The following is a 24,031-nucleotide window of genomic DNA, read 5'->3' as shown; positions in this document are numbered from 1 at the left end:
CCCCCTGTGGGAGAAGGTGGATCGGCGCGCAGCGCCGAGACGGTTGAGGGGTGCTGGACGGAGTGCCGTCGGTGCCAGCTGGAACACCCCTCATCCGGCCGCTTCGCGGCCACCTTCTCCCACAAGGGGAGAAGGAAGATCAACTCCGCCCGTTCACCAAATCCCCGACAATGTCGTACTTGCCGGAAATGCGCATCTTGTAGACTTCGTAATTCTCCATCACGCGCTGGACGTAACTTCTTGTTTCCGTATAGGGAATCCGCTCGATCCAGTCGACGACGGCGTCGATGTCCTTGCCGCGCGGGTCGCCATATCTGGCCACCCACTGGGCGGCGCGGCTGGGGCCGGCATTGTAGCCGGCGAAGGTCAGCACATAGGAGCCGTCGAAGCGGCCGAGCTGCTCGCCGAGGAAGGCGGCGCCCAGGGTCGCGTTGTAGCCGGCGTCGGTGGTCAGCCGCGCCTGCGAGAAGGTCATCCCGGCCTTCTCAGCCAATTGCCGGGCGGTCCCCGGCATCAGCTGCAGCAGCCCGCGTGCGCCGGCGTTGGAGACGGCGCCGATGTTGAATTCGCTTTCCTGGCGGGCGATCGCATAGGCCAGCGCCTTGCCGGAGCCGGCAATGTTGGCGGTCTCGGGAATGACGCCGAGCGGATGCGACAGCGCCCCGACATCGATGCCGCGCGCGCCGGCGATCTTGCCGACTTTCAGCGCCAGGAAGTGATTGCCCTGCTTTTCCGCCATCGCGGCCAGCAGCGCCAGCTCTCCGGGACTGCTCAACTGTCCGGCGAGGTCGCGGTAAAGCGTGTCGGCGTAGCGCTGATAGCCCGCCTGCTGCAGTCGCTTGATGGCGCTGACCGCCTCGCGGCTGGCGAAATTCCGGTGATCGGTGGCGCTCGGCTGCGGATGGGCGATCTTGAGGACCTGCCGGCCAACGCGCTCGCCGGCGAGCTGGCCGTAGAACGTCGTGCCGTAACCAGCGGCACGGCTAAAATAATCCCTGGCGCTGCCGGGACCGCCGGCTTCGGCCGCACGGCCGAGCCAGTAGTAGGCGCGCGACAGCGATATCGGCCCTTGGGCGAGACCGGCGATCCGCTCAAAATGCTTGGCAGCGGTGGTGGGATCGTTGAGGCCGCGCAGCGCGTACCAGCCGGCATGAAACTCCGCATCGGCCGCGTTGGCAGCAGTTTCGGCGGCGTGCGCGGCGACTATCCTGTAGGCGGTCTTCATCTCGCCCTGGTCGACCAGTTCGCGCGACAGCACCCGGCGCTCGGCCCACCAGGCGTCCGGGTCGATCAGCGCGTCGCGGTCGCTCGGCGCCTTCATCATCATTGCGGCGGCGTCGGAAAACTGCTTCTGCTTGCGCAGATATTGGGCTTGGGCGAAGAGATAGCCGGCCGAACGCTGCGCGGCTGGCACCGCCTTCAGCAGTCTGGCCGCGTTCTTGTCGCCCCTGTCTGCCGCGGCCCAGGCGTCGGCCAGATGCTGGGCGCCGGCAAGGCCGGCGACGCGCAGCGCCGAATTGACCCGGTCGGCATAAAACATGCGCTCCATGCGGAAACGGTGGTCGGCTGCGGGGATCAGCGTGCCGAATTCCCGGATGATCGCCGCATCGTCCCTGGCTTGCAGTTTCTCGGTGCGCCAGAAAGGTGACAGCACCGAGCGCGACGCCTCGAAATTGCCCTGCGCGACATAGGAGCGGGCGAGGATCACCACGCCCTCTGATGTTTGCGGCTGGCTGCCGCCGAAAGCCTGCACCACGATCTCAGGCGCGGGGTTCTCGCGGTAGAGCGCGCGCTCGCTGTTCTTGCGCAAGGCGATCATGCCCGGCCAGTTTGGCAACATTTTCGCAGCATCGGCGATGTCGCCGCTTGGCACCCTGTCACCGCCATAGAGCGCGATCGCCCAGGCAAGGATGTGCCGGTCGAGCGAATTGACCGGCAGGGCGTCGCGCACCTGGCGCGCACCGGCAATGTCGTTTGCCGCCAGCGCATCGAGGCCGCTCTTTAGCCTGGCGATACTGGCGGACGGAGATCCCGTATCTTGCTGGCCCGTATCCGGCAGGCCCGCATCCTGCAGATATGGCCTTGGAATGGCCGAAGTGACCCGCACATCGATTTTGCCGGCGGCCACAAGGATCGGCGTCAGCAGGACGATTGCGCCAAGCAGCGCGAAAAAATGAGGCTGCCTGGTCGGCATGGTCTTCATCGTTTCCTGCCTTGCACATAACCAACAGGCACAGATCAGCTGAAGCCTAGTTGGCTGTGATGAAGAGCCCGTAAACAAAGGGCTGTCGAGGACGTTCAAATTGCGCCTGCTGGCACTACTGCCATGCTTGCCGCGCAACGGTGTCGAGACTATGGTGCGCCGCTTCGCTTTCGGCTAGAAGGCGCGCACGACAAAACACCTGCAGCGCCGCGCGTCTTCTCGGACGCGCAAGGGACGCTGTAGCACTTTCAATTTGGCGCATGACCTTTCCGTAAATCGACACCGATTTTCGGGTCATGCGCCAGTCCCAAGGAGTTGGACGACATGCTGAGAGGCTCGCTTACCGCGCTCGTGACACCGTTCGAAAAGAGCGGCCGTTTCGACGAGAAAGCGTTTCGCGCCTTCATCGCCTGGCAGATCGCTGAAGGCACGACCGGCGTGGTTCCGGTCGGCACCACCGGCGAGTCGCCGACGCTGTCGCATGACGAGCACCGCCAGGTCGTCAAGGTCTGCATCGAGGTGGCCAAGGGCCGGGTTCCGGTCGTCGCCGGCGCCGGCTCCAACAACACCGAAGAGGCGGTCGGCCTGGTGCAATATGCCGAGAAGGCAGGCGCCGACGCGGCACTTGTCGTCACGCCTTACTACAACAGGCCGACGCAGCGCGGCCTCTACGCGCATTTCGCCGCGATCGCCAAGGCGACCAGCCTGCCGATCATCATCTACAACATTCCGCCGCGCTCGGTGATCGACATGATGCCCGAGACGATGGGCCAGCTGGTGCACGACTTCAAGAACATCATCGGCGTCAAGGACGCCACCGGCAAGGTCGAGCGGGTTTCCGAGCAGCGCGCCACCTGCGGCAAGGATTTCATCCAGCTTTCCGGCGAGGACGCCTCGGCGCTCGGTTTCAACGCCCATGGCGGCGTCGGCTGCATCTCGGTGACGGCGAATGTCGCACCGCGGCTGTGCGCCGAATTCCAGGAGGCGACGCTTTCCGGCGACAACGCCAAGGCGCTGGAGTTGCAGGACCGCCTGCTGCCGCTGCACAAGGCGATTTTCCTGGAGCCCGGCGTGTCCGGCGCGAAATATGCGCTGTCGAAGCTCGGCAAGATCGAGAACGTGCTGCGTTCGCCGCTGCTCACCGTCGAGCCGTCGACCGCCGAAAAGATCGATGCGGCGATGAAGCACGCCGGCTTGATTAACTAGCAATAAGCCCCCACCTCTCCGCATCATGAACCAGGTCAGAAAAGCCGATCCCAACAACAAGACCGTTGCGGAAAACCGCAAGGCGCGGTTTTCCTACGAGGTGCTCGACACGATCGAGGCCGGCCTGGTGCTGACCGGCACCGAGGTGAAGTCACTGCGCCAGGGCCAGGCCAACATCCAGGACAGCTATGCCTCAGTCGAGGGCGGCGAGATCTGGCTGATCAACTCCTATCTGCCGGAATATCTGCAGGCCAACCGCTTCAACCATGAGCCGCGCCGGCGCCGCAAGCTCCTGCTCAACAAGCGCGAGATGGCCAAGCTGGCGCAGAGCGTCGATCGCGAAGGCATGACGCTGGTGCCGCTAAAGATCTATTTCAACGAACAGGGCCGGGCGAAGCTTTTGCTCGCCGTCGGCCGCGGCAAGAAACTGCACGACAAGCGCGAAACCGAAAAGCAGCGCGACTGGTCGCGCGAAAAGGGCCGGCTGCTGAAGGAGCGTGGGTGAGGAGTGGTCCGCAAAGCGGACGAAAAGCCAAGGATTTGGCTTTTCGAGCGACGAACGCCTGCAGCCATTGCGGAGGGCAGGGCGGTTCAACAGGGATAGGCCGCTTTTGAAGAACCGGATTGTCCTTTGGGGTGCGGCCAGCCTGATCCTGGTGTGCCTTGTCGCGGCCGCCGGTTATTTCTACTTCCAACCGTTTTCTCCGGACCGCGGCAAATATCCGGTCAGGGGCATCGACGTTTCCCATCACCAACCACAGATCGACTGGCGGCGTGTTGCCGCCGACGATGTCGCCTTCGCCATCATCAAGGCAACCGAGGGCGGCGACCATGTCGACGATGCCTTCGCCGCCAATCTGCGTGGGGCGCGTGCGGCTGGTCTGGCGGTCGGCGCCTATCATTTCTTCACCTTCTGCCGGCCTGGCGCCGATCAGGCGAAGAATTTCATCTCCGTCGTGCCGCGCGATCAACGGCTGCTGCCGCCGGTGGTGGATATCGAATTCGTCGGCAATTGCCCGCGGCGGCCATCGCCCGAAGAATTGGGCGTTGAACTCTCGGCTTTCCTCGGCCCTGTCGAGGCAGCTTTCGGCAAGACGGCGATCCTCTATGTGACCGACGACGCGGCACGAGCCTATGCCGGCCAGATCGCCTGCCGCCCGCGCTGGGTTCGTTCACTGGCGCTGCAGCCGGGTCATGACGACTGGATCTATTGGCAGTACCACGACAGCGGTCGGGTCGACGGCATCACCGGCGATGTCGATCTGAATGTGCTTCGGGGCGGGCCGCAGAAATTGGCCGAGCTGTTTGCGCCACCGCCCGAATCTATCTCTCCAGAAACGCCGCTATCTCCCTGAAGACGTTGACGAACATTGCTTCCGTCAGCACGCCGGTGTTGGTGTTGTAGCGCGAGCAATGATAGCTGGAAAACAGCGTCACGCCATTGGTTCGCTGCTGCCCGCCATGCTTGAACGGATAAGCGGCGACACGCTGGCCGAGCGCCCGCACGGTCGATTGGTGCGCGATCGAGCCCAGCGCCAGCACGGCGCGCAGGTTTTCAAACCGCGCGATCGTCGGCACCAGGAACCTCCGGCAGGTGGCAATCTCGGCGCCGGCCGGCTTGTTGTCCGGCGGCACGCAGCGAACTGCATTGGTAATCGCCGTGCCGACAAGTTCCAGCCCGTCATCGGGCCGCGCCTTGAATTGGCCGCGCGCAAAGCCGTGTGCGATCAGCGTGTTGTAGAGCAGGTCGCCGGCAAAATCGCCGGTGAAGGGGCGCCCGGTGCGGTTTGCCCCGCGCAGGCCCGGCGCCAGTCCGACGATCAGCAGCCGCACCGCATCCTCGCCCTCGGGCGGCAGGAAGGTCGGCACCGGCGCATTGAACCAGGACGGCTCGCGCTGCCGCCATAGCGCTCTAAATGCATGCAGCCGCGGGCAGAGCGGGCAGTCGCGATCGGGTTCGGAGGACGCGACCAGGGGAGCGGTCAAGACCGCCGCCGTCAATACTCGTCCTCGTCGACTTCGGCCGGTTCGGGCCGGCGCACCGGCCGCTCGGACGGATCGCGGCCGACATCGCTCTTCAAGGTCATCAGGTCGATGAAATGATCGGCCTGGCGGCGCAGATCGTCGGAAATCATCGGCGGCTGCGAAGCCATGGTCGAGACGATCGAGACCTTGCGCCCGCGCCGCTGCAGCGCCTCGACCAGCGTGCGGAAATCGCCGTCGCCGGAAAAGATGACATAGTGGTCGACGACATCGGCGAGTTCCAGCGCATCGACGGTCAGCTCTATATCCATATTGCCCTTGATCTTGCGGCGGCCGGTCGAGTCGGTGAACTCCTTGGCCGGCTTGGTCACCACCTTGAAGCCGTTATAGTCGAGCCAATCGATCAGCGGCCGGATCGAGGAATATTCCTGATCCTCGACCAGCGCGGTGTAGTAGTAGGCACGCAGCAGGTAGCCGCGCTTCTGGAAGCTCGACAAAAGCCTGCGGTAGTCGATGTCGAAGCCGAGCGCGCGCGAGGTGGCGTAAAGATTGGCACCGTCGATGAAAAGAGCGATTTTCTCACGAGGGTCGAACATGGAAATATTCCTTTTCGAAAATAAGCGGTCGTCCAAATGCGCGTGACTATCGGTCGGCTTGAAATAACCGGCTGACCTTTCGTCATTTGAGATAACGCCGCTTTTACGGCAATCCAAGGGTATGATGCTGCACAGCAAGCAATTGTGATCGGTGCCGTATGTCGCAGGCGGCGAGCGCCCAGACTGGGCTTGACCCGGCCCCGGGCCTGGCCCCCGACCTGGTATTGCCAAAAAGCTTGTATTTTGGCGGCGTTCGGGTTATGGACCGCGCCTGTTTTCCATCAAATCCAGGCATGAAAGGGGCAGCTCATGGCCCGCGTAACCGTTGAAGATTGCATCGACAAGGTCAACAACCGCTTCGAGCTCGTGCTTCTGGCCGGCCACCGCGCCCGTCAGATCAGCCAGGGCGCGCAGATCACCGTTCCTCGTGACAACGACAAGAATCCGGTCATCGCGCTGCGCGAGATCGCCGAGGAGACATTGTCGCCCGACGACCTCAAGGAAGACTTGATCCACTCGCTGCAGAAGCATGTCGAGGTTGATGAGCCGGAAGCCGACGGCGAGGCGATCGCCGACCAGACGGGTACCGCCGCTGCGGCAACCGACGCTGACGACACCGAGGACAACATCACCTTCGACCGCATGACCGAGGAAGACCTCCTGGCCGGCATCGAAGGTCTGGTGCCGCCGGAAAAAAGCGACGATTATTAATCTTCCCACCGGCCGCCGACACTTTCGCGCCGGCGGTTTCGTGGTTATCTATGACATGCGCCGTACGCCAGTGCGGCGCATGATTCATTTCAGCACTGCGAGATCCCGCCCATGATGCGTCAGTATGAGCTTGTCGAGCGCGTCCAGCGCTACAAGCCTGACGTCAACGAGGCGCTGCTCAACAAGGCCTATGTTTACGCCATGCAGAAGCATGGTCACCAGAAGCGCGCCTCCGGCGATCCTTATTTCTCGCACCCGCTCGAAGTCGCCGCCATCCTCACCGAAATGCACATGGATGAGGCGACCATCGCGGTTGCCTTGCTGCACGACACGATCGAGGACACCACGGCGACCAGGGCCGAGATCGACGAGCTGTTCGGTCCGGAAATGGGCAAGCTGGTCGAAGGCCTGACCAAGCTGAAGAAACTCGACCTCGTCTCCAAGAAGGCCGAGCAGGCGGAAAACCTGCGCAAGCTCTTGCTGGCGATATCGGAAGACGTTCGCGTGCTTCTGGTCAAGCTTGCCGACCGCTTGCACAACATGCGCACGCTCGACCATGTGCCCGAAGCCAAGCGCCTGCGCATCGCCGAAGAAACGATGGATATCTATGCGCCGCTGGCCGGGCGCATGGGCATGCAGGGCATGCGCGAGGAGCTCGAGGAGATCGCCTTCCGCTTCATCAATCCCGAAGCCTACCGCGCCGTCACCGCGCGGCTCGCCGAAATCTTCGAGCGCAACAGGGATGTGCTGTCCGAGATCGAGAAGGCGCTGTCGACGCTGTTCGACAAATATGCGATCAAGGCCGAGGTCAAGAGCCGTCAGAAGAAGCCGTGGTCGGTGTTTCGCAAGATGGAGGCCAAGGCGCTGTCCTTCGAGCAGCTATCCGACATTTTCGGCTTTCGCGTCGTCGTCGATACCGTCGAGGACTGCTACCGGGCGCTCGGCGCCATCCACACGACCTGGTCGATGGTGCCCGGCCGCTTCAAGGATTACATCTCGACCCCGAAGCAGAACGACTACCGTTCGATCCACACCACCATCGTCGGGCCGTCGCGGCAGCGCGTCGAGCTGCAGATCCGCACCTATCAGATGAACAAGATCGCGGAATATGGCGTTGCCGCGCATTCGATCTACAAGGACAGCGGCGGCAAGGTGAACGGCACCGCCCACGCGATCTCGAAGGAGACCAACGCCTATGCCTGGCTGCGGCGCACCATCGAGCAGCTGGCCGAAGGCGACAATCCCGAGGACTTCCTCGAAAACACCAAGCTGGAGCTGTTCCAGGACCAGGTGTTCTGCTTCACGCCCAAGGGAATGCTGATCGCGCTGCCGCGCGGCGCCACGCCGATCGACTTCGCCTATGCGGTGCACACCGATGTCGGTGACACCTGCGTCGGGGCCAAGGTCAATGGCCGCATCATGCCGCTGATGACCGAGCTGAAGAATGGCGACGAGGTCGAGATCATCCGCTCCAAGGCGCAGGTGCCGCCGGCGGCATGGGAATCGGTCGTCGTCACCGGCAAGGCGCGCTCGGCGATCCGCCGCGCCACCAAGAATGCCATCCGCAAGCAGTATTCGGGTCTCGGCATCCGCATACTGGAACGCGCTTTCGAGCGGTCAGGCAAGGTTTTTACCAAGGAAAGCTTGAAATCGGTGCTGCATCGGCTGGCACGCAAGGACATCGAGGATGTGCTGGCCTCTGTCGGCCGCGGCGAGCTTGCCTCCACCGATGTCATCAAGGCGGTGTTTCCCGACTACAAGGACGAGCGCATCACGCTGGCGGCGCCCAAGCAGCGCGAGGAGGGCTGGTCGAAGATCCGCAACGCCGCCGGCATGCTGTTCCAGATTCCGGGCCGCGCCGCACGCAAGGACAAGGACCAGCCAAGGGACGGCGCCGTACCGATCCGCGGCGTGCGCGGCGACCTGCCGGTGCGCTTCGCGCCGGAAGGTGCTGTGCCCGGCGACCGCATCGTCGGCATCGTGCAGCCGGGGACCGGCATCACCATCTATCCGATCCAATCGCCGGCGCTGCAGGCCTTCGACGACCAGCCTGAACGCTGGATCGACGTGCGCTGGGACATAGACGAGCGCACCAAGGAGCGGTTTCCGGCGCGGGTTTCGGTCACCGCCATCAACGCGCCGGGCTCGCTGGCCGACATCGCGCAGGTCGTTGCATCCAACGACGCCAACATCCATACATTGTCGATGGTGCGCACCGCGCCTGATTTCACCGAAATGCTGATCGATCTCGAAGTCTGGGATCTGAAGCACCTGAACCGGCTGCTGTCGCAGCTCAAGGAGAATTCGAGCGTCAGCGATGCGCGGCGCGTGAATGGGTGAAAATGGTGAATAGCGAATAGTGAATAGCGAATAGTGAATAGTGAATAGTGAATAGTGAATAGTGAATAGTGAAATAAGGTGCTCTCGCTACTCGCTACTCTCTATTCGCCACCATTCACCATCGACATGGAGCCAACAATGGACACCGACGAAGTGCTGGGCGTTTTCCGTGAGGCCGGTGCCGTTCTCGAGGGGCATTTCATCCTGACATCGGGCTTGCGCAGCCCGGTCTTCCTGCAGAAGGCGCGGGTCTTCATGCATGCCGACAAGACCGAGCGCCTGTGCAAGGCGCTGGCCCAGAAAATCCGCGCTGCTGTGTCCGGCCAGATCGATTACGTCGTTGGCCCGGCGATCGGCGGGCTGATCCCGGCCTACGAGACCTCGCGCCATCTTGGCGCACCGGCGATCTGGGTCGAGCGGGAAGGTGGCGAGTTCCGGCTCCGCCGCTTCGAGATCGCCAGGGGTTCGCGCGTCGTCATCGTCGAGGACATCGTGACCACCGGCCTGTCGATTCGCGAAACCATTGACTGCCTGCGCGCGCTTGGAGCCGAGGTGGTTGCCGCTGCCTGCATCATCGACCGCTCGGCCGGCAAGACCGATGTCGGCGTGCCGCTGATCGCGCTCGCCGAATATGAGGTTCCGGCCTACCCGGCCGACAGGCTGCCGCCCGAGCTTGCCGCCATACCGCCAGTCAAGCCGGGCAGCCGCAACATATAAGGCATGATATAAAGGCATGTCGCCCAAAAGCATGCCCCCTTGGGCTTGCATCGGGACTTGAACCGAGGGTGTGCAGCGGTTTTGGGACACGACTTGCTAAAACAGACATTAGCTGAGGCGCTACCTTGATTGCCGGTATCGATCATTTCGTGCTGACGGTTGGCTCCGTCGAGGACACCTGCGCCTTCTATCAGCGCGTGCTCGGCTTCAGGCGCCTCGACGAGCCGGACCGGCCGACGGCGCTGCTGTTTGGATCGCAAAAGATCAATGTGCATGAGGCAGGCCACACTTTCGAGCCGAAGGCCAAGGCGCCGACGCCAGGCTCCGCGGATTTTTGCCTGGTCGCCGCGCGCCCGCTCTCCGAGATATGCGCCAGCCTGGCGGCCAACGACGTGGCGATAGAAGTCGGTCCGGTCGAGCGTATCGGCGCCCGCGGCCCGATGATGTCGGTCTATTTCCGCGATCCGGACGGCAATCTCGTCGAGATCAGCTGGTACAACAGGTAACCGGTATTTTCGGCGAGAACGAAGTGCGTCGGCAAGGTTGGCTTGCGGGCAACCGTGTTCACGCCGGCCGCAGCCATCACCGAGGTGCGACGCGCTTTAATTTGCCAAAGCCACAGCTCAGGCCAGTTCCGCTTCCACAGGGCAGTCGAGGCACACGGTATAGTTGCAGAGTCGGCAAATACGGTATGCATGGTCCTCGGTGCTGACGAGCCCACGCAACAGCTTGGCGGCTAGCTTACCGAATTCCTGCAACTCCTCCTGATTTAGAACAGCAAGCGCTGACGCGAGCCCTTTCTGGCGAGCGGAAAGAATGGCACTGCAGGTCGTCTCGCCCAAAGGAGTGAGCTTGATCGCTACCGCGCGATGGTCGTCAGGCGCCGAGAACCGAGCTGCCAATCCATTCGCGACCAGTCGATCGACCAGTCTGACGGCACCCGAATGAGACAGTGACAATGCGCGGCGCAGCCTTTCGATCGACAGGCCCGGCACGTGGCCGATAAGGGTGATCGCGGAAGCCGCTGGGCCGGGCTCCGGTGCCTTGGCCTGAGCGTCCCGGTGCAACGTGTCGGCAAAGGCGAGCGCTAGAGCGCCAATCACATTTTCAATCCTGGAATCGGTCATCGGCAAAAAATATATGCTCGGAGCATATACATCAAGGTCGAATTATTATATGCTTGGAGCATACAAATCGAAAGGAGAAGGCCATGTTCATCTCTGCAACCGCCAACGCTCCCTTCGTGGCGCGCATCAATCAAGCTGGCTACCAACTTGCTGCCGTCGGTCGCGCGGTAACCCTTCTGGGGGTGGTGCTCCCTCTGCTGTTGATCGGCATTTTGAAATTCACCGCAATCGAGATCGAGGCGCTTAGGCCATTCATCGAGAAAACGCCTTGGCTGGCATGGCTCTATCCCGCATTCGGATCTGCGGGGGCCTCCTACTTCCTGGGCGTCGTCGAACTGGCCACAGCGTTTCTGCTGGTGGCATCTGTCCGTAGCGTCTGGGCCGGCGTCATAGGGGGCGCCGTCGGTTCAGTCATCTTTGCGCTGACCTCCTCGACAATGCTGACCCTGCCGATCTGGGAAACCGGATCCGGAGGGTTTCCTTTCCTCAACGGGTTAGGTGCCTTTCTGATCAAGGATGTCGCCTTGCTCGGCGTGAGCCTGGTCATTTTGGGAAGCAGCCTTCAGCAACTCGTATCCGACCCCGACCGAAAAATTGATCGTGGTGATGAACAACGAATCGAGAGGTGAGAGCATGTCTCTAATCGCTATCTGGCGCAGGACGGACGAACCAGGGCACGATGTCGTGCAGCTAAAGCAGACAGACCTCGGCTGGCTCTTGGATGGAGCCGCTGTATACCTATCGGATGCGGGCCCGGCACGTTTGGACTACACCGTGCAACTGGCCGAAGATTGGACGACCAAATCCGGCAGCGTTCGCGGGTTCATCGGTTCCCAGTCAGTTGATCTCACAATCCTCCGTGACGAGATCGGCTGGACTGTCAATGGGCAGTGGCAGCCGGCGGTTCAGTCGATGGTGGATCTGGACTACAGCTTTACGCCGGCGACGAACCTGCAACAAATTCGCAGAATGAACCTGAAGATCGGCGACAAGGCGGATTTTCCGGCGGCCTGGCTGGTTGCCGGCACGTCGAGTTTGGTTGTTCTGCCGCAAAGCTACCATCGTGTGAGTGAGACCGAGTATATCTACGAGGCTCCCACAGTGCCATACCGTGCTACGCTGCTCATTTCCGAGGCTGGCTTTGCTCAAGATTACCCCGACGGCTGGGTTTTCGAGACCGGCAACCCCGGCCGTGCACTATAGGATTGCGGCTGAAGCTTGGCTGCTCGCAAGCTGACATCCATGCAACTTGCTACTTCGGGGCAAGGCGAACCCCATTTGGCCACCTCCTGTGGCAGACCATCGCGGCAGCGTTTCGTTGTCTTGGGGCCCGGGTGTCGCTATATCGAAGCCTTGATTGCCATCCGGCGTGCTTGCAGCGCAAGTTGTGAAGCCCGCTACTGGGTTGCCGGGCCGGCGTAGTTGGATCAGGACAGGAACAGAGTGCTTTTTCGACGCCGCAAGCCTGATGGTTTTCTCGAGCGGGTGCGTACCTGTCTGTGGCGATGCCGCTTGTTCTCGCGCTCCACGCGCCTGGCGGATAGACCTGGAATAGCCGGACGGGAAGTTCCCGCCCAATGATCATTGGCATCGGCAGCGACCTGATCGACATCAGACGCATCGAAAAATCGCTGGAGCGCCACGGCCAGCGCTTCATTCAGCGCATCTACACCGAGGTCGAACAGGCCCGCTCCGAAAACCGCGGCGCTCGCGCCGCCTCTTATGCCAAGCGTTTTGCCGCCAAGGAGGCATGCGCCAAAGCGCTGGGCACCGGTATGGCGCAAGGGGTGTTCTGGCGCGACATGGGCGTCGTCAATCTGGCCAGTGGCAAGCCGACCATGGCGTTGACCGGCGGGGCGGCGGCGCAGTTGGACAAAATCCTGCCTGAAGGGCACAGAGCGGCGATCCACCTCACCATTTCAGATGATTTTCCGCTTGCTCAAGCCTTTGTGATAATCGAGGCGATGCCCGTCGAAGAAGCGCCATATTGATCGCATCTGACCACCGGCATGACGTTGCCCAGCGCGCGCCGAGACTCTATACCAACCAACGCATAATCGAGGACGACATGAGCGTGGCTGAAAAATCCCAGAAGAAATCCGGCGGGCTTGGCGAAACCGTCAGCGTCATCGTCCAGGCGCTGTTGCTCGCTCTGGTCATCCGCACGCTTCTTTTCCAGCCATTCTCTATCCCGTCCGGGTCGATGCGGCCGACCTTGCTCGAAGGCGACTATCTCTTCGTCACCAAATGGTCCTATGGCTTCTCGCGCTATTCGCTGCCGTTCGGGCCGGACCTGTTTTCGGGCCGCATCTGGGGCGCCGAGCCGAAGCGCGGCGACGTGGCGGTGTTCAAGTTCCCGCCGGACCCCTCCGTCGACTACATCAAGCGCGTCGTCGGCCTGCCGGGCGACAAGATCCAGGTCAAGGATGGCCAGCTCTTCATCAACGGCGTCGGCGTGCCGCGCCAGAAGGTCGGGCAGATCGACAATCGCGACATCACCGAGGAGAGCGGGCCGGTCGACGTCTATCGCGAGACATTGCCGAATGGCGTCAGCTATGACACGCTCGACCTGATACCCAACTCAATCGGTGACAACACCCAGGAATTCGATGTGCCGCCCGGCCACTATTTCATGATGGGCGACAACAGAGACAATTCCTCGGACAGCCGCTTCACCGTCGGATTCGTGCCCGACGACAACCTGGTTGGCCGCGCCAATCTCATCTTCTTCTCGATCGGTGGCAGCGCCAGCCCGCTCGAAATCTGGAAATGGCCGTCGCTGATGCGCGCGTCGCGCCTGCTCCATTTCGTCAATTAGGATCATGGTGGCGACAAAACGGCTGACCGTCGACGCGCTCGCCGAAGCGCTCATGGAGCGCACCGGCCACGCCTTTGCCGACCGACAGCGCTTGCAGCGCGCGCTGACTCATGCCAGCGCCCGCAGCAGCCATGCCGGCATCGACTATGAGCGGTTCGAATTCCTGGGCGACCGCGTCCTCGGCCTGGTCGTTGCCGACATGCTGCTGGCGGCGTATCCGGACGCCGCCGAAGGTGAGCTGTCGCTGCGGCTCAACGCGCTGGTTAACGCCGAGGTGCTGGCCGAGATCGCCGAGGGGATCGGCCTGCCGGAGCTGATCCGTGCCAGCTCGGACGTACGCGGCCTGGACGGGCGCAAACGCGTCAATCTGCGGGCTGATGCGCTGGAATCGCTGATCGCCGTGCTCTATCTCGACGGCGGGCTGGAGGCGGCCCGCGCCTTCATCCACAAATACTGGCGGCCGCGCTCGCAGGCCATCGGTGCCGCCCGCCGCGATGCCAAGACCGAACTGCAGGAATGGGCGCATCAGGCGGCAGGCGCCGTGCCGGTCTACATAATCGACAGCCGCGAGGGACCGGACCACGATCCGCTGTTCACCGTCACCGTCAAGGTCGGCGCCTATCCGCCGGCGACCGGCAGCGGGCGCTCCAAGCGCGAGGCCGAGCAAGCCGCCGCGACTGCACTGCTGTTGCGCGAAGGCGTCTGGCTGAACAAGGGGAGCGCGGCATGACCGCCACCGAAGACGTCCCGCCGGCACCGGAAGCCGCCACCACGCACTCCGGCTTCGTTGCGCTGATCGGCGCGCCCAATGCGGGGAAATCGACGCTGGTCAACCAACTGGTCGGCGCCAAGGTGTCGATCGTCACTCACAAGGTGCAGACGACGCGCGCCATCGTGCGCGGCATCGCCATCCACAATAACGCACAGATCGTCTTCGTCGACACGCCGGGCATCTTCAAGCCGAAGCGGCGGTTGGATACGGCGATGGTGACGACCGCCTGGGGCGGCGCCAAGGACGCCGACATCGTGCTGCTGCTGATCGACGCCGAGCGCGGCATCAGGGGCGACGCCGACGCGATCCTCGAACGGCTGAAGGATGTCCGCCAGCCGATGGTGCTGATCCTCAACAAGGTCGACCGGGTCAAGCCCGAGGCGCTGCTGGCCCTGTCCGCGGCAGCGAATGAAAGAGTGCCCTTCAAGCGCACCTTCATGGTCTCGGCTCTAACCGGGTCGGGCTGCAAGGACCTGGTCGACTATCTCGCGGAAACCCTGCCCGCCGGCCCCTGGTATTACCCGGAAGACCAGATCTCCGACCTGCCGATGCGTCAGCTGGCGGCCGAGATCACTCGCGAAAAGCTCTATCTCAGGTTGCATCAGGAACTGCCCTATTCCTCCCATATCGAGACCGAGAAATGGGAAGAGAAGAAGGACGGCTCGGTGCGCATCGACCAGACCATCTATGTCGAGCGTGACAGCCAGAAAAAGATCGTGCTCGGCCACAAGGGCGAGACGATCCGTGCCATCGGCCAGGCGGCGCGCATGGAGATATCCGGTATCCTCGAACAGAAGGTGCATCTTTTCCTGTTCGTCAAGGTGCGCGAGAACTGGGGCGACGACCCCGAGCGCTATCGCGAGATGGGGCTGGAGTTTCCGCATTAGAGCGGGATGAGATTACCTGCGGTCATAGCCTGAGTTTGCGAAGTAATTTGAGCACTCGAGCGGTGTGACGCGGTTGAGAATCTGGCCGATGGCGTTGCAGACCGTTTCAACGGTGCGCTTTGCGGCCTTTCGCAGCCAGTGCTTGAGCTTGGCGAAGAGCTGTTCGATCGGATTGAGGTCAGGCGAGTATTTCGGCAGGAAGAAGAGCCTCGCGCCGGCCTTTCGGATGGCGCGACGCACGGCCTTGCCTTTGTGGCTGCCGAGATTGTCCATCACAACGATGTCGCCCGGCTGGAGAGTGGGCACGAGAACCTTCTCGACATAGAGGAGGAACCTCTCGCCGTTGATCGGCCCGTCGATGAGCCAGGGCGCTTCGACGCGATCATGACGCAGCGCAGCCAGAAAGGTCATTGTCTTCCAGTGGCCATTGGGAACTTTGGCCTTGATCCGCTGTCCGACCGGTGCCCAACCCCTGAGCGGGGCCATGTTGGTCTTGGTCCAGGTCTCGTCGATGAACACCAGGCGGGCGGGGTCGATCCGGTCCTGATACAGAACCCATTGCCTCCGTCGGCGCGCAACATCGGGACGATCTTGCTCGGCGGCGATCAGCGTCTTTTTTTGTGAGACAGCTTCTCGGCGTGCACGAACTCCCACACCGAGCGGTAGTCAACCTTCAGGCCACGCTCGCCAAGTTCGGCCACAAGCCCGCGCAAGGTGAAGTCCTTCTCCCGGCAGCGCTCGACAAGCCAGTCGCGCCACGCTCCCGATATCTTCTTCGGCTTGTAGCCGCCCACTTGGCGGGGCGCCACGCTCCCCGTCTGTTCCACCCGCTTCAGCCACTCGATCGCCGCGCTGTAGCTGACGCCAAATCGAGCAGCCGCCGCGCGCCGCGAAAGCCCTTCAACCTTGACCGCCGCAACAACCCGTTCGCGCAGGTCCATTGAATATCCAACCATCAATGCTGGCCTCCTGCCCAGCAGCAAGGTTGAATCAGATCATCGCTGATTTGGGAATCCCACGACTCCCATAAATCTCATCCCGCTCTAGAGCTTGTTCCCGAAAAGTGCGAGCTGGTTTTCGGAAAGCTGCCTAGGCATGCGCCTCTGCTGCCGCGGCTCTTCCTTCGCCCCGATTGCCCTGTTGCCCGACCCTTGCCTCACGAGGGGCAATCATTCAGAAGGACGGTCGAGGTCGGCGCCGCGCAATGAGGGGCAGCGCAGCCGAAGCGATTTTGTTCTTGCCGCCGAGGGTTGGAGCCTTGGCATCCGAGGCTCCAATCTTGATTTCGCCACCGAAGCGGTGACAAGCTGCGTTCATGGAATGGCGCGACGAGGGAATTATTCTCGGCACCCGCAAGCATGGCGAAACCAGCGCCATTCTTGAGGTCATGACCCGTGCGCACGGCCGCCACCTCGGCCTTGTGCGTGGCGGTCGCTCGCGCAAGCAGCAGCCGGTTCTGCAGCCCGGCAACCGCGTCGACCTGTTGTGGCGGGCGCGGCTCGACGAACATCTTGGCACCTTCCAGGCCGAGGCGATCGAGATGAACGCTGCCCGGCTCATGGACAGCGCCGTCGCCATCTATGGGCTGCAGACCATGGCGGCGCATCTGCGCCTGCTGCCCGAGCGCGACGCCCATGACGGCCTCTACGAGACGCTGGCCGTGATGATCGCCCATCTCGACGATGCGGACGCCGCCGGCGAGTTGGTGGCGCGTTTCGAATTGCTGATTCTCGACGAACTCGGCTTCGGCCTCGATCTCAGCCAGTGTGCCGCGACCGGCGCCAGGCAGGACCTTGCCTATGTCTCGCCGAAGTCCGGGCGCGCCGTGTCGCGCGTCGCAGGCGCGCCATGGCGCGACAAGATGCTGGTGCTCCCCGCATTCCTGCAGCGCGGCTCTGGGCTGCGCGCCGATCCGGCGGCGATCGAGGATGCCTTCCGGCTGACCGGCTTCTTTTTTTCCCGCCATGTCTACGAGCCGCGCGGTATCGAGGCGCCCGGCGCCCGTGCCGGCTTCCTCGCCGCCTTGCGCAAGCACCATGCGCTGCACAAGGTGATCGGCGGAGAGACCGTTACATGAGCGACGTGGAACTCTATCCCGGCCGGGTGTCGCCGCTCCGCCTCGGCATTCCGCACGCCGACGTCGCTGAATATACCGGCCTGGAATTGCTCCAGCGCATCATCGACAACAAATACAAGGCGCCGCCGCTGGCTTTCGGCACCGAAACATGCTCGATCTTTCTGGCCGCCAGTCTTCCGGCCGCCAGTCTTCCGGCCGCCAGTCTTGCGGTCGCCGATCTGGCGGCGCACTGAATCGGCTGGCCGTCGGGCCGCCGAAGGCCTGGTTTGGGGGAACCGCCATGTTCGAAAGCCTGATCGGCCTCGTCGCGATCATAGCGCTGTTCGTGATTATCTCGCGCCAGCAGAGCCGCATCGGCCTGATCGAGCGCGAACTCGGTGCGCTGCGCAGCCTCGTGCTTTCGGGGGCCCCGCCACAGGCCAAGCCGGTAGATCAGGCCGCAAACGACAGCATGCCGGCAGACGCGGCAATTGCGGCCGTGACCGACTTTGCCCCGCCATCGGCGGGCGAGGCTGAGGAAAAGCCGCTCACGGAGGTTGAAGCCGCGGAGGCTGCGTCCGGACCGTGGGCTACGGTCGAAGCGGCGCCGGCTGGGCCTGCACCTGCGCAACCGGCCGCCGCGACGGCGAAAGCGGCCCCAAAACCCGATATTGAAACGGCGCTCGGCACCCGCTGGGCGGTCTGGGTCGGCGGCATCGCGCTGGCGCTGGGCGGGCTGTTTCTGATCCGCTACACCATCGAGGCCGGCATTTTCGGTCCCGGCGTGCGGCTGGGCATGGCAGCAATGCTCGGGCTGGTGCTGGTCGCCGTCGGCGAGTTCATCCGCCGCACCGGCTTCAGGGTGCCGGTGCAGGGCGTCGCCGGCGCCTATATTCCCGCGATCCTGACGGCGGCCGGTGCTTTCATCTTGTTCGGCACGGTTTATGCCGCGCATGGCGTTTACGGCTTCATCGGGCCGGCGCTCGCCTTCACGCTGCTCGGCGCCATCGGCGTGGCGACGATTGCGGCAGCCCTCGTCCATGGCCAGGCACTGGCCGGCGTTGGCCTGCTCGGCGCGGTGGTGACGCCGATGTTGGTCGCCTCGCAGGCACCGAATCCTTGGGCACTGTTCGGCTATTTGGCGATTGTGCTCGCCGCTACCGGGGTGATCGCCCGCCTGCGCGACTGGAAATTGCTGATGGCGGCAGCGTTCGTCGGCACCGGCCTCTGGACCATTCTTTACATGACCGATGCACCGGGCGCCAACCTGCTTGTCATCCTCTTCATCAACGCGGTGATCCTGGCCGTTCTCGCCCTCGTCTGGCTCGGCCGTCGCGGTGGCGAAGCAGGCCCCGCCAGGGGCTTCGACTGGCCATCGATCGCGCCTGGCTTCTTCGTCGGCCTTTCGGCGATGGCGCTGTTCGTCGACCCCGCATACGCTGCCGGCGATGCTCTGCCGGGAGCAGCCCTTATCGCAGCCCTGGTCGCGGTAGCGCTCTACCGGCCGCTGGCGCTGGCGCTTCTGCACGCCGCAGGGCTGGCGACGGTTCTGGTCTATCTCGGCATCATTCCGCCAACCTCTGTCGCTTCAGACTTTTCAGGTGCCGCCCTCGGCGTCGATGGCCTGCCGGCTGCAGTTGCCGATACGCTGATGCTCAGGATCGGCATCTTTCTCGGACTTGTGTTCATCGCAGCTGGCTTCTGGGCAGCGCGCAAATTTGCGGAATCGGCTCACATCCGCGCCGGCTCATGGGCGGCATGGAGCGTTGTCGCACCGCTGGTCATTCTGTTGGCGCTCTGGCTCACCTTCGGCAATCTCGACCGGGATCTTGTCTACGCGGCGGTCGCAGCCCTTCTGGTCACGGCCTTCGCCGCCGGCGGCGAGTGGATAGCGCGCGGTGAACAGCCGCCGCTACAGGGCGGTGCTGCCGTCTCGTTCGCGCTTGGCGGGGCAGCAGTCGCCGCCTTGCTGATGCTCTACATGGCCTTTGGGTCCGGCTGGACGACCATGCTTCTCGGTGCCGCGGCCATCGTGCCGGCGCTGGCCACCCGCTGGCGCGCCTACCCGGTGCTCGGCTGGATTTCGGTCGCTGCGGTTGTCGCGGTCATCGGCCGCATCGCCTTTGATCCGACAATCGTCGGTGCTGAATTCCTGTCGAGGACGCCGGTGTTCAACTGGCTGCTGCCGGGCTATGGCGTGCCGGCGCTTGCTTTCGGCTTTGCCGCCTGGCAACTCGCCCACACCACAAACGGCCGCCCACGCCTCGCCATGGAAGCGGGCGCAGCACTGTTTGCAGTGCTCACGGTTGCCATATTGGTGCGCCACGCCATGCATGGCGGCGTCATCGACACGGGCGCAGCGACGCTCGCCGAGCAGGCGATCTACACGCTGATCGCCATTGGCGCCGGCGCCATCCTGGTCGCCATCGACATGCGCTCGCCAAGCTCGGTGCTGCGCTATGGTTCGCTTGCCGCGGGCGTCGTCTCGGTCGCCTTCATCGTCATCCAGCATTTTGGGGCGCTGAACCCGCTGCTTACCGACGAATCGACTGGCCGGATCCCGGTGTTCAACCTGTTGTTCCTCGCCTATCTCTTGCCGGCCCTTGCTGCTGGGGGGCTCGCGCTCTACGCACGTGACAAGCGGCCGAAATGGTATGCCGCGATGCTGGCGCTGATGGCGGCGCTGCTCGCCTTCGTCTATGCGACGCTGTCGGTGCGGCGGCTGTTCAAGGGCGAGTTCATCGGCCTGTGGAGCGGCCTCGGCCAGCTCGAGACCTACACCTATTCCGCGCTGTGGCTGATCATCGGCGTGGCGCTGCTTACCGCCGGCGTCTGGCTGAAGTCGCAGGTGCTGCGCGTTGCGTCGGCCGCGCTGATCTCGGTCGCGGTGTTGAAGGTGTTTCTCTTCGACATGTCGGAACTGGAAGGCGTTCTGAGGGCGCTGTCCTTCATCGGCCTCGGCGCGGTGCTGATCGGCATCGGCCTGTTTTACCAGCGGCTGCTGACAAGAGCAGCGAGAGGGACATAGTACGCTTCTTGAAACAATATGCAGAATAGGATATCTGGATATGCATTGGGAGATATCCAGATGCCGCTCTACATCCGTGACGACGAAGTGGATGCGCTGGCCACCAAATTGCAGCGCGAGACGAACGCTTCGAGCAAAACGGAGGCGGTGCGGATCGCACTTTTGCACGAACTCGAGCGCAACCGTACCAAGGTGCCGCTTCGTGAACGAATCGCCAAGCTGCAAGCCGAGGCGGCAAAGATCGGCCTGCCCAATCCCGACTTCGACATGAAGAAATTCACCGACGAGATGTGGGAAGACTGATGTTTGTCGACGCGTCGGTGATCGTCGCCATTCTCAACCAGGAACCGGGCTGGGAGGAATTGATGAAGCGGCTCTCCGGTTTTGCCGGCTTGCTCTACGTTTCTCCGTTGGTGCGTTTCGAAGCGACACAGGCAGTGGCACGCGCAGCCGCGGGCGCCCGCAAACCTACCGCTGAAGTCCTGCTCAAGGCTCGCGACCTGGTCGACCAGTTCATTGTCGAGATTGGTGGGGAAAATGTGATGGTCAGTGAGGAAATCGGTTCCCGGGCCATCGACGCTAGCGCGCGTTATGGCAAGGCCGTTGGGCATCAGGCCGGCCTCAACTTCGGCGATTGTTTCACCTACGCTTGTGCGAAAATCCTCGATGTGCCGCTGCTTTATAAGGGCAACGACTTTCTCCAGACAGATATGGGTTAGGATTTTCGCCAAGCGCTTCCCTTAACTTTCGGATGCAAGCCGGGAATAAATCGCCCCCTGGCCAGCGTTATTGAATTGCTTGGGTGGCCGGGCGGCGGACCGCTTCGCGCTGGCCGCTTGCGCCGCGCGGTGAAGGCGCGTTCAATCGGATGAACAAGGGCGACCTCAGAACCAGCGGTCATGGACGAAAAGAAGGCAGCAATCCTGGGCGAGATACCACGCCTGCGCCGTTATGCGCGCTCGCTGCTGCGCGATCGCGATTCCGCTGACGATCTCGTTCAGGACTGTCTCGAACGGGCGCTTGTGCGGCTCGACAATTGGCAGACTGGAGAAAGCCCCAGGAGGTGGCTGTTTACGATCATGCATCATTTGTTCATCGACCAGATGCGCAAGGTGAACCGGCGCGGCGAAGCAGCGATTCTGCCGCTGGAAGCGCGCGAGGCGCAGGCAGCACCCGCTGAGCAGGTCGAGAGCATCGCCTCGCGCGAGATCATCGACGCGTTGCAGGCGATCAGCCCCGATCGGCGCGCAGCACTGGTCATGGTTGCCATCGAAGGCTTTTCCTATGCCGAGGCCGCCAACATCCTCGGCGTTCCGGCCGGCACGCTGATGTCGCGCATCGCGCGCGGGCGTGACGAGTTGCGCAGGTTGCTGGATGATGCCGCGCGTCGCCGGGCGATAAGGATCGTCGAGAAATGACCCGGCGCGATTTTTCCGAACGCGACATCCATATGGCCCTCGATGGCGAGTTGCCGGTTGACGAGCGCGTGGCTTATGACGCCTGGCTCGAGGCCGTTCCTGAAATGAAGGCGAGGCGTGACCGCTATGTCGCTGACCGCGCAGCACTGCGTGCCGCCTTCGCCGGCGTGCTCGACGAGCCGGTGCCGGTGCGGTTGCAAAATATCGTGTTCGGTGAGGCGCCGGTCAAAACGGCGGCATCGAACTCGCGCTGGTGGCGGGCGGCTGCCGCAGCGGCGATGCTGACCATTGGCGGTGTTGGCGGTTATGTCGCCGGCATCGACCATCTCGGTCTGGAAGACCCTGCCGAGGACCAACTCGCTGAGCAGGCGATCGCAGCCCATGTCCTCTATGCCGCCGAGCAGCGGCATGCGGTGGAAGTGCCGGCCAGCGACAAGGATCATCTGCAAACCTGGCTGTCCAATAGGGTCGGCCTGAAGCTGGTCGCACCGGATCTGGCGGCGCAAGGATTCCAGCTCGTCGGCGGTCGGCTGCTGCCCGCTGGCGAGAGCAAGGCCGCGATGTTGCTCTATGAGGACGCCAAGGGCGAGCGCATCTCGCTGTTCGTCACAGCAGAATCGGCCGAGAAGGCCAAGGGCACTTATGGATCGCAAGAAGACGGCCCCGAGGCGATCTACTGGTTAGACAAGGGCTATGGCTGCGCCGTCGTCGGCTCGCTGCCGCGCGCGCAACTGACTGCAGTGGCGAAGAGCGCCTACAGCCAGCTTGTCGCCGGGCTGGCCAGCTGAGCTGTGCTGTTTTTCAAAGGTCGCGTCTGCATCGCCGCGCGTCTTTGGACAGGCAAAGGACGCTGTAGCACTTTAATTTTTGCGCATGATCCTTTCCGAACCGAAGGTCAGCGAAGCAAAAATCGATTCCGATTTTGGGGGTCATGCGCCGCCGAAACTGTCACAATTCAGCCCGAATCGAGGTGCGATAGCGCTTGACGGATGCTGGTGCTTCGGCTGTGTTGTCGACACTTCTGACCAAGCCTTTCCACAATCCAATCGAGGTTTTCCAAGCCCGCATGCCTGCCGAGATTCGCACGGCCCGCGCGTCCGACGTCGATGACCTTGCGGCGATCGAAAAGGCTGTTTTCTCTGGCGACCGCATTTCCCGCCGTTCCTTTCGTCAGCTGATCGAACGCGAGACCGCCGAGATGCTGGTTGCCGAAAACGACGGCCGCATCGCCGGCTATGCGGTCGTGCTGTTTCGCAAGGGCAGCGGAGTCGCGCGGCTCTATTCCATCGCCACCGGTCCGCTCTTCACCGGCCTCGGCATTGGCCGCATGCTGTTGAAGCGGGCCGAGGAAGCCGCCTTCGAGCACAACCGCATGATGCTGCGTCTCGAGGTGCGTGAGGACAACAGCCGAGCCATCCGCATCTACGAGCAGAGCGGCTACCGCAAGATCGGCCGCGAACCGGGCTATTACGAGGACGGCGCCACGGCGCTGCGCTACGAAAAGACCTTGCGCGGCGACATTCCGGTCGCCACCAGGGTGCCGTTCTACCAGCAGACCTGCGATTTCACTTGCGGCCCGTGCTGCCTGATGATGGCGATGGCCAATTTCGATGCCGGCTTCGTGCCCGACCCGGTGATGGAAATCCGTTTGTGGCGCGAGGCGACCACCGTTTTCATGATGTCGGGGCCAGGCGGCTGCGAGCCGTTCGGCCTCGCCGTTGCCGGCCACGAAAGCGGGCTCTCTGCCGAGATATATGTCTCCTTCCATGGTGCGCTGTTCCTGCAGTCGGTGCGCAGCCAGGACAAGCGCCGGGTGATGGAACTGGCGCAGGTCGACTTTCGCCGGCGCGCGGAACGTTACGGCATCCCGGTGAATTACCGTCCATTCGCCATCGACGATATCCGCACCGCAATCGCAGAAGGAAAACTGGTGTTGGTCCTGATCAGCGGCTTCCTTATGTTCGGCAAGAAGGTTCCGCACTGGGTTCTGGCCATCGGTGATGATGGCGACCATATCCTGATCCACGATCCCTGGGTCGAAAACGAGAGACAGGAGACCATCCTTGATGCCGCCAACATTCCGGTGCCTTACGGCATCTTCATGAACATGGCGCAATTCGGCCGCGATGGATTGCGGGCCGCCATAATCCTCGGAAAGCGCTGATAACA

At 62.9% G+C, this 24,031-nt stretch carries 26 protein-coding genes; 21 read left to right on the top strand and 5 right to left on the bottom strand.

The annotated features are described in order from the left end of the window. Positions 1-139 precede the first annotated feature (139 nt). Positions 140-2,194: a lytic transglycosylase domain-containing protein gene (locus tag JG739_RS22800; protein ID WP_202367586.1), complete on the bottom strand. Its 2,055-nt coding sequence runs from the start codon at positions 2,192-2,194 to the stop codon at positions 140-142. A 333-nt stretch (positions 2,195-2,527) separates the two neighbouring features. Between JG739_RS22800 and dapA the strand changes: the two genes are divergently transcribed. From dapA to JG739_RS22785, 3 genes are all read left to right on the top strand, one after another. Further along, positions 2,528-3,409 carry a 4-hydroxy-tetrahydrodipicolinate synthase gene (gene dapA / locus JG739_RS22795; RefSeq protein ID WP_202363485.1) on the top strand — a complete coding sequence of 294 codons (882 nt, stop codon included), beginning with the start codon at positions 2,528-2,530 and terminating at the stop codon, positions 3,407-3,409. A gap of 25 nt (positions 3,410-3,434) precedes the next feature. Next, positions 3,435-3,914, top strand: a complete 480-nt coding sequence (gene smpB, locus JG739_RS22790) for an SsrA-binding protein SmpB (RefSeq protein WP_202363484.1) — start codon at positions 3,435-3,437, stop codon at positions 3,912-3,914. Positions 3,915-4,020: 106 nt separating this feature from the next. Further along, the gene (locus tag JG739_RS22785) at positions 4,021-4,764 is read left to right on the top strand and encodes a glycoside hydrolase family 25 protein (protein ID WP_202363483.1); all 744 of its coding nucleotides are present in this window, start codon (positions 4,021-4,023) and stop codon (positions 4,762-4,764) included. Here JG739_RS22785 and JG739_RS22780 read toward each other — a convergent pair. Further along, positions 4,733-5,410: a uracil-DNA glycosylase gene (locus tag JG739_RS22780; RefSeq protein WP_370463540.1), complete on the bottom strand. Its 678-nt coding sequence runs from the start codon at positions 5,408-5,410 to the stop codon at positions 4,733-4,735. The two genes, JG739_RS22785 and JG739_RS22780, sit on opposite strands and share 32 nt — an antisense overlap. Further along, entirely contained in the window at positions 5,407-5,988 is a 582-nt protein-coding gene (locus JG739_RS22775) for a LabA-like NYN domain-containing protein (protein ID WP_202363481.1), read from the bottom strand. Before JG739_RS22775 ends, JG739_RS22780 begins: the two co-directional genes overlap by 4 nt. Before the next feature lie 309 nt (positions 5,989-6,297). Here JG739_RS22775 and rpoZ point away from each other — a divergent pair, with 309 nt between their 5' ends. The 4 genes from rpoZ (at position 6,298) to JG739_RS22755 (ending at position 10,262) form a co-directional block, all read left to right on the top strand. Next, positions 6,298-6,699 (top strand): DNA-directed RNA polymerase subunit omega, encoded by a 402-nt coding sequence (gene rpoZ, locus JG739_RS22770; RefSeq protein WP_023800772.1) that lies wholly within the window; start codon positions 6,298-6,300, stop codon positions 6,697-6,699. A 111-nt stretch (positions 6,700-6,810) separates the two neighbouring features. Next, positions 6,811-9,039: a RelA/SpoT family protein gene (locus JG739_RS22765; protein ID WP_202363480.1), complete on the top strand. Its 2,229-nt coding sequence runs from the start codon at positions 6,811-6,813 to the stop codon at positions 9,037-9,039. A gap of 138 nt (positions 9,040-9,177) precedes the next feature. Beyond that, complete coding sequence (gene pyrE, locus JG739_RS22760) at positions 9,178-9,756, top strand: orotate phosphoribosyltransferase (RefSeq protein ID WP_202363479.1); 579 nt, start codon at positions 9,178-9,180, stop codon at positions 9,754-9,756. Positions 9,757-9,881: 125 nt separating this feature from the next. Beyond that, the gene (locus JG739_RS22755; protein ID WP_202363478.1) at positions 9,882-10,262 is read left to right on the top strand and encodes a VOC family protein; all 381 of its coding nucleotides are present in this window, start codon (positions 9,882-9,884) and stop codon (positions 10,260-10,262) included. Positions 10,263-10,379: 117 nt separating this feature from the next. Here the strand turns inward: JG739_RS22755 and JG739_RS22750 are convergent, their stop codons facing one another. Further along, positions 10,380-10,883: a MarR family winged helix-turn-helix transcriptional regulator gene (locus tag JG739_RS22750; RefSeq protein WP_244749970.1), complete on the bottom strand. Its 504-nt coding sequence runs from the start codon at positions 10,881-10,883 to the stop codon at positions 10,380-10,382. A gap of 83 nt (positions 10,884-10,966) precedes the next feature. On the opposite strand from JG739_RS22750, the gene JG739_RS22745 reads away from it, so the two are divergent. From JG739_RS22745 to era, 6 genes are all read left to right on the top strand, one after another. Then, positions 10,967-11,512, top strand: a complete 546-nt coding sequence (locus JG739_RS22745; protein ID WP_202363476.1) for a DUF417 family protein — start codon at positions 10,967-10,969, stop codon at positions 11,510-11,512. Beyond that, a complete protein-coding gene (locus JG739_RS22740; protein ID WP_202363475.1) occupies positions 11,490-12,086 on the top strand; it encodes a putative glycolipid-binding domain-containing protein in 597 nt (198 codons plus the stop codon). Before JG739_RS22745 ends, JG739_RS22740 begins: the two co-directional genes overlap by 23 nt. 374 nt (positions 12,087-12,460) lie before the next feature. Next, complete coding sequence (gene acpS, locus JG739_RS22735; RefSeq protein WP_202363474.1) at positions 12,461-12,874, top strand: holo-ACP synthase; 414 nt, start codon at positions 12,461-12,463, stop codon at positions 12,872-12,874. A 77-nt stretch (positions 12,875-12,951) separates the two neighbouring features. Further along, positions 12,952-13,701, top strand: a complete 750-nt coding sequence (lepB, locus tag JG739_RS22730) for a signal peptidase I (RefSeq protein WP_095496799.1) — start codon at positions 12,952-12,954, stop codon at positions 13,699-13,701. A gap of 4 nt (positions 13,702-13,705) precedes the next feature. Next, positions 13,706-14,431, top strand: a complete 726-nt coding sequence (gene rnc / locus JG739_RS22725; RefSeq protein WP_202363473.1) for a ribonuclease III — start codon at positions 13,706-13,708, stop codon at positions 14,429-14,431. Further along, positions 14,428-15,360, top strand: coding sequence for a GTPase Era (gene era / locus JG739_RS22720; protein WP_202363472.1), 933 nt, complete (start codon positions 14,428-14,430; stop codon positions 15,358-15,360). The genes rnc and era overlap by 4 nt, the downstream gene beginning before the upstream one ends. 12 nt (positions 15,361-15,372) lie before the next feature. On the opposite strand, the gene JG739_RS22715 is transcribed toward era, so the two are convergent. Beyond that, a protein-coding gene (locus JG739_RS22715; RefSeq protein WP_446720497.1) for an IS630 family transposase occupies positions 15,373-16,316 on the bottom strand; the annotation gives its coding sequence in 2 pieces (ribosomal slippage) (positions 15,373-15,980 and positions 15,980-16,316; 945 coding nt in all). Between the two features lie 359 nt (positions 16,317-16,675). On the opposite strand from JG739_RS22715, the gene recO reads away from it, so the two are divergent. The 8 genes from recO (at position 16,676) to JG739_RS22675 (ending at position 24,026) form a co-directional block, all read left to right on the top strand. Then, a complete protein-coding gene (gene recO / locus JG739_RS22710) occupies positions 16,676-17,437 on the top strand; it encodes a DNA repair protein RecO (protein WP_202363471.1) in 762 nt (253 codons plus the stop codon). Further along, the gene (locus JG739_RS35500; RefSeq protein ID WP_244749522.1) at positions 17,434-17,670 is read left to right on the top strand and encodes a hypothetical protein; all 237 of its coding nucleotides are present in this window, start codon (positions 17,434-17,436) and stop codon (positions 17,668-17,670) included. The genes recO and JG739_RS35500 overlap by 4 nt, the downstream gene beginning before the upstream one ends. 47 nt (positions 17,671-17,717) lie before the next feature. Beyond that, positions 17,718-20,444, top strand: a complete 2,727-nt coding sequence (locus tag JG739_RS22700) for a DUF2339 domain-containing protein (RefSeq protein ID WP_202363470.1) — start codon at positions 17,718-17,720, stop codon at positions 20,442-20,444. A gap of 60 nt (positions 20,445-20,504) precedes the next feature. Then, on the top strand, positions 20,505-20,747 hold the full coding sequence (locus JG739_RS22695; RefSeq protein ID WP_202363469.1) for a type II toxin-antitoxin system VapB family antitoxin: 243 nt from the start codon (positions 20,505-20,507) through the stop codon (positions 20,745-20,747). Further along, positions 20,747-21,163 (top strand): type II toxin-antitoxin system VapC family toxin, encoded by a 417-nt coding sequence (locus tag JG739_RS22690; RefSeq protein WP_202363468.1) that lies wholly within the window; start codon positions 20,747-20,749, stop codon positions 21,161-21,163. Before JG739_RS22695 ends, JG739_RS22690 begins: the two co-directional genes overlap by 1 nt. A 180-nt stretch (positions 21,164-21,343) precedes the next feature. Beyond that, positions 21,344-21,862: a sigma-70 family RNA polymerase sigma factor gene (locus tag JG739_RS22685; protein ID WP_202363467.1), complete on the top strand. Its 519-nt coding sequence runs from the start codon at positions 21,344-21,346 to the stop codon at positions 21,860-21,862. Then, positions 21,859-22,650 carry an anti-sigma factor family protein gene (locus tag JG739_RS22680; RefSeq protein WP_202363466.1) on the top strand — a complete coding sequence of 264 codons (792 nt, stop codon included), beginning with the start codon at positions 21,859-21,861 and terminating at the stop codon, positions 22,648-22,650. Before JG739_RS22685 ends, JG739_RS22680 begins: the two co-directional genes overlap by 4 nt. A 278-nt stretch (positions 22,651-22,928) precedes the next feature. Then, entirely contained in the window at positions 22,929-24,026 is a 1,098-nt protein-coding gene (locus JG739_RS22675; protein WP_202367585.1) for a peptidase C39 family protein, read from the top strand. The last annotated feature ends 5 nt before the right edge of the window (positions 24,027-24,031 follow it).

The sequence above is a fragment of the Mesorhizobium sp. L-2-11 genome (assembly GCF_016756595.1).
Lineage (GTDB): Bacteria > Pseudomonadota > Alphaproteobacteria > Rhizobiales > Rhizobiaceae > Mesorhizobium.
This window is presented reverse-complemented; position numbering and strand designations above follow the sequence as displayed.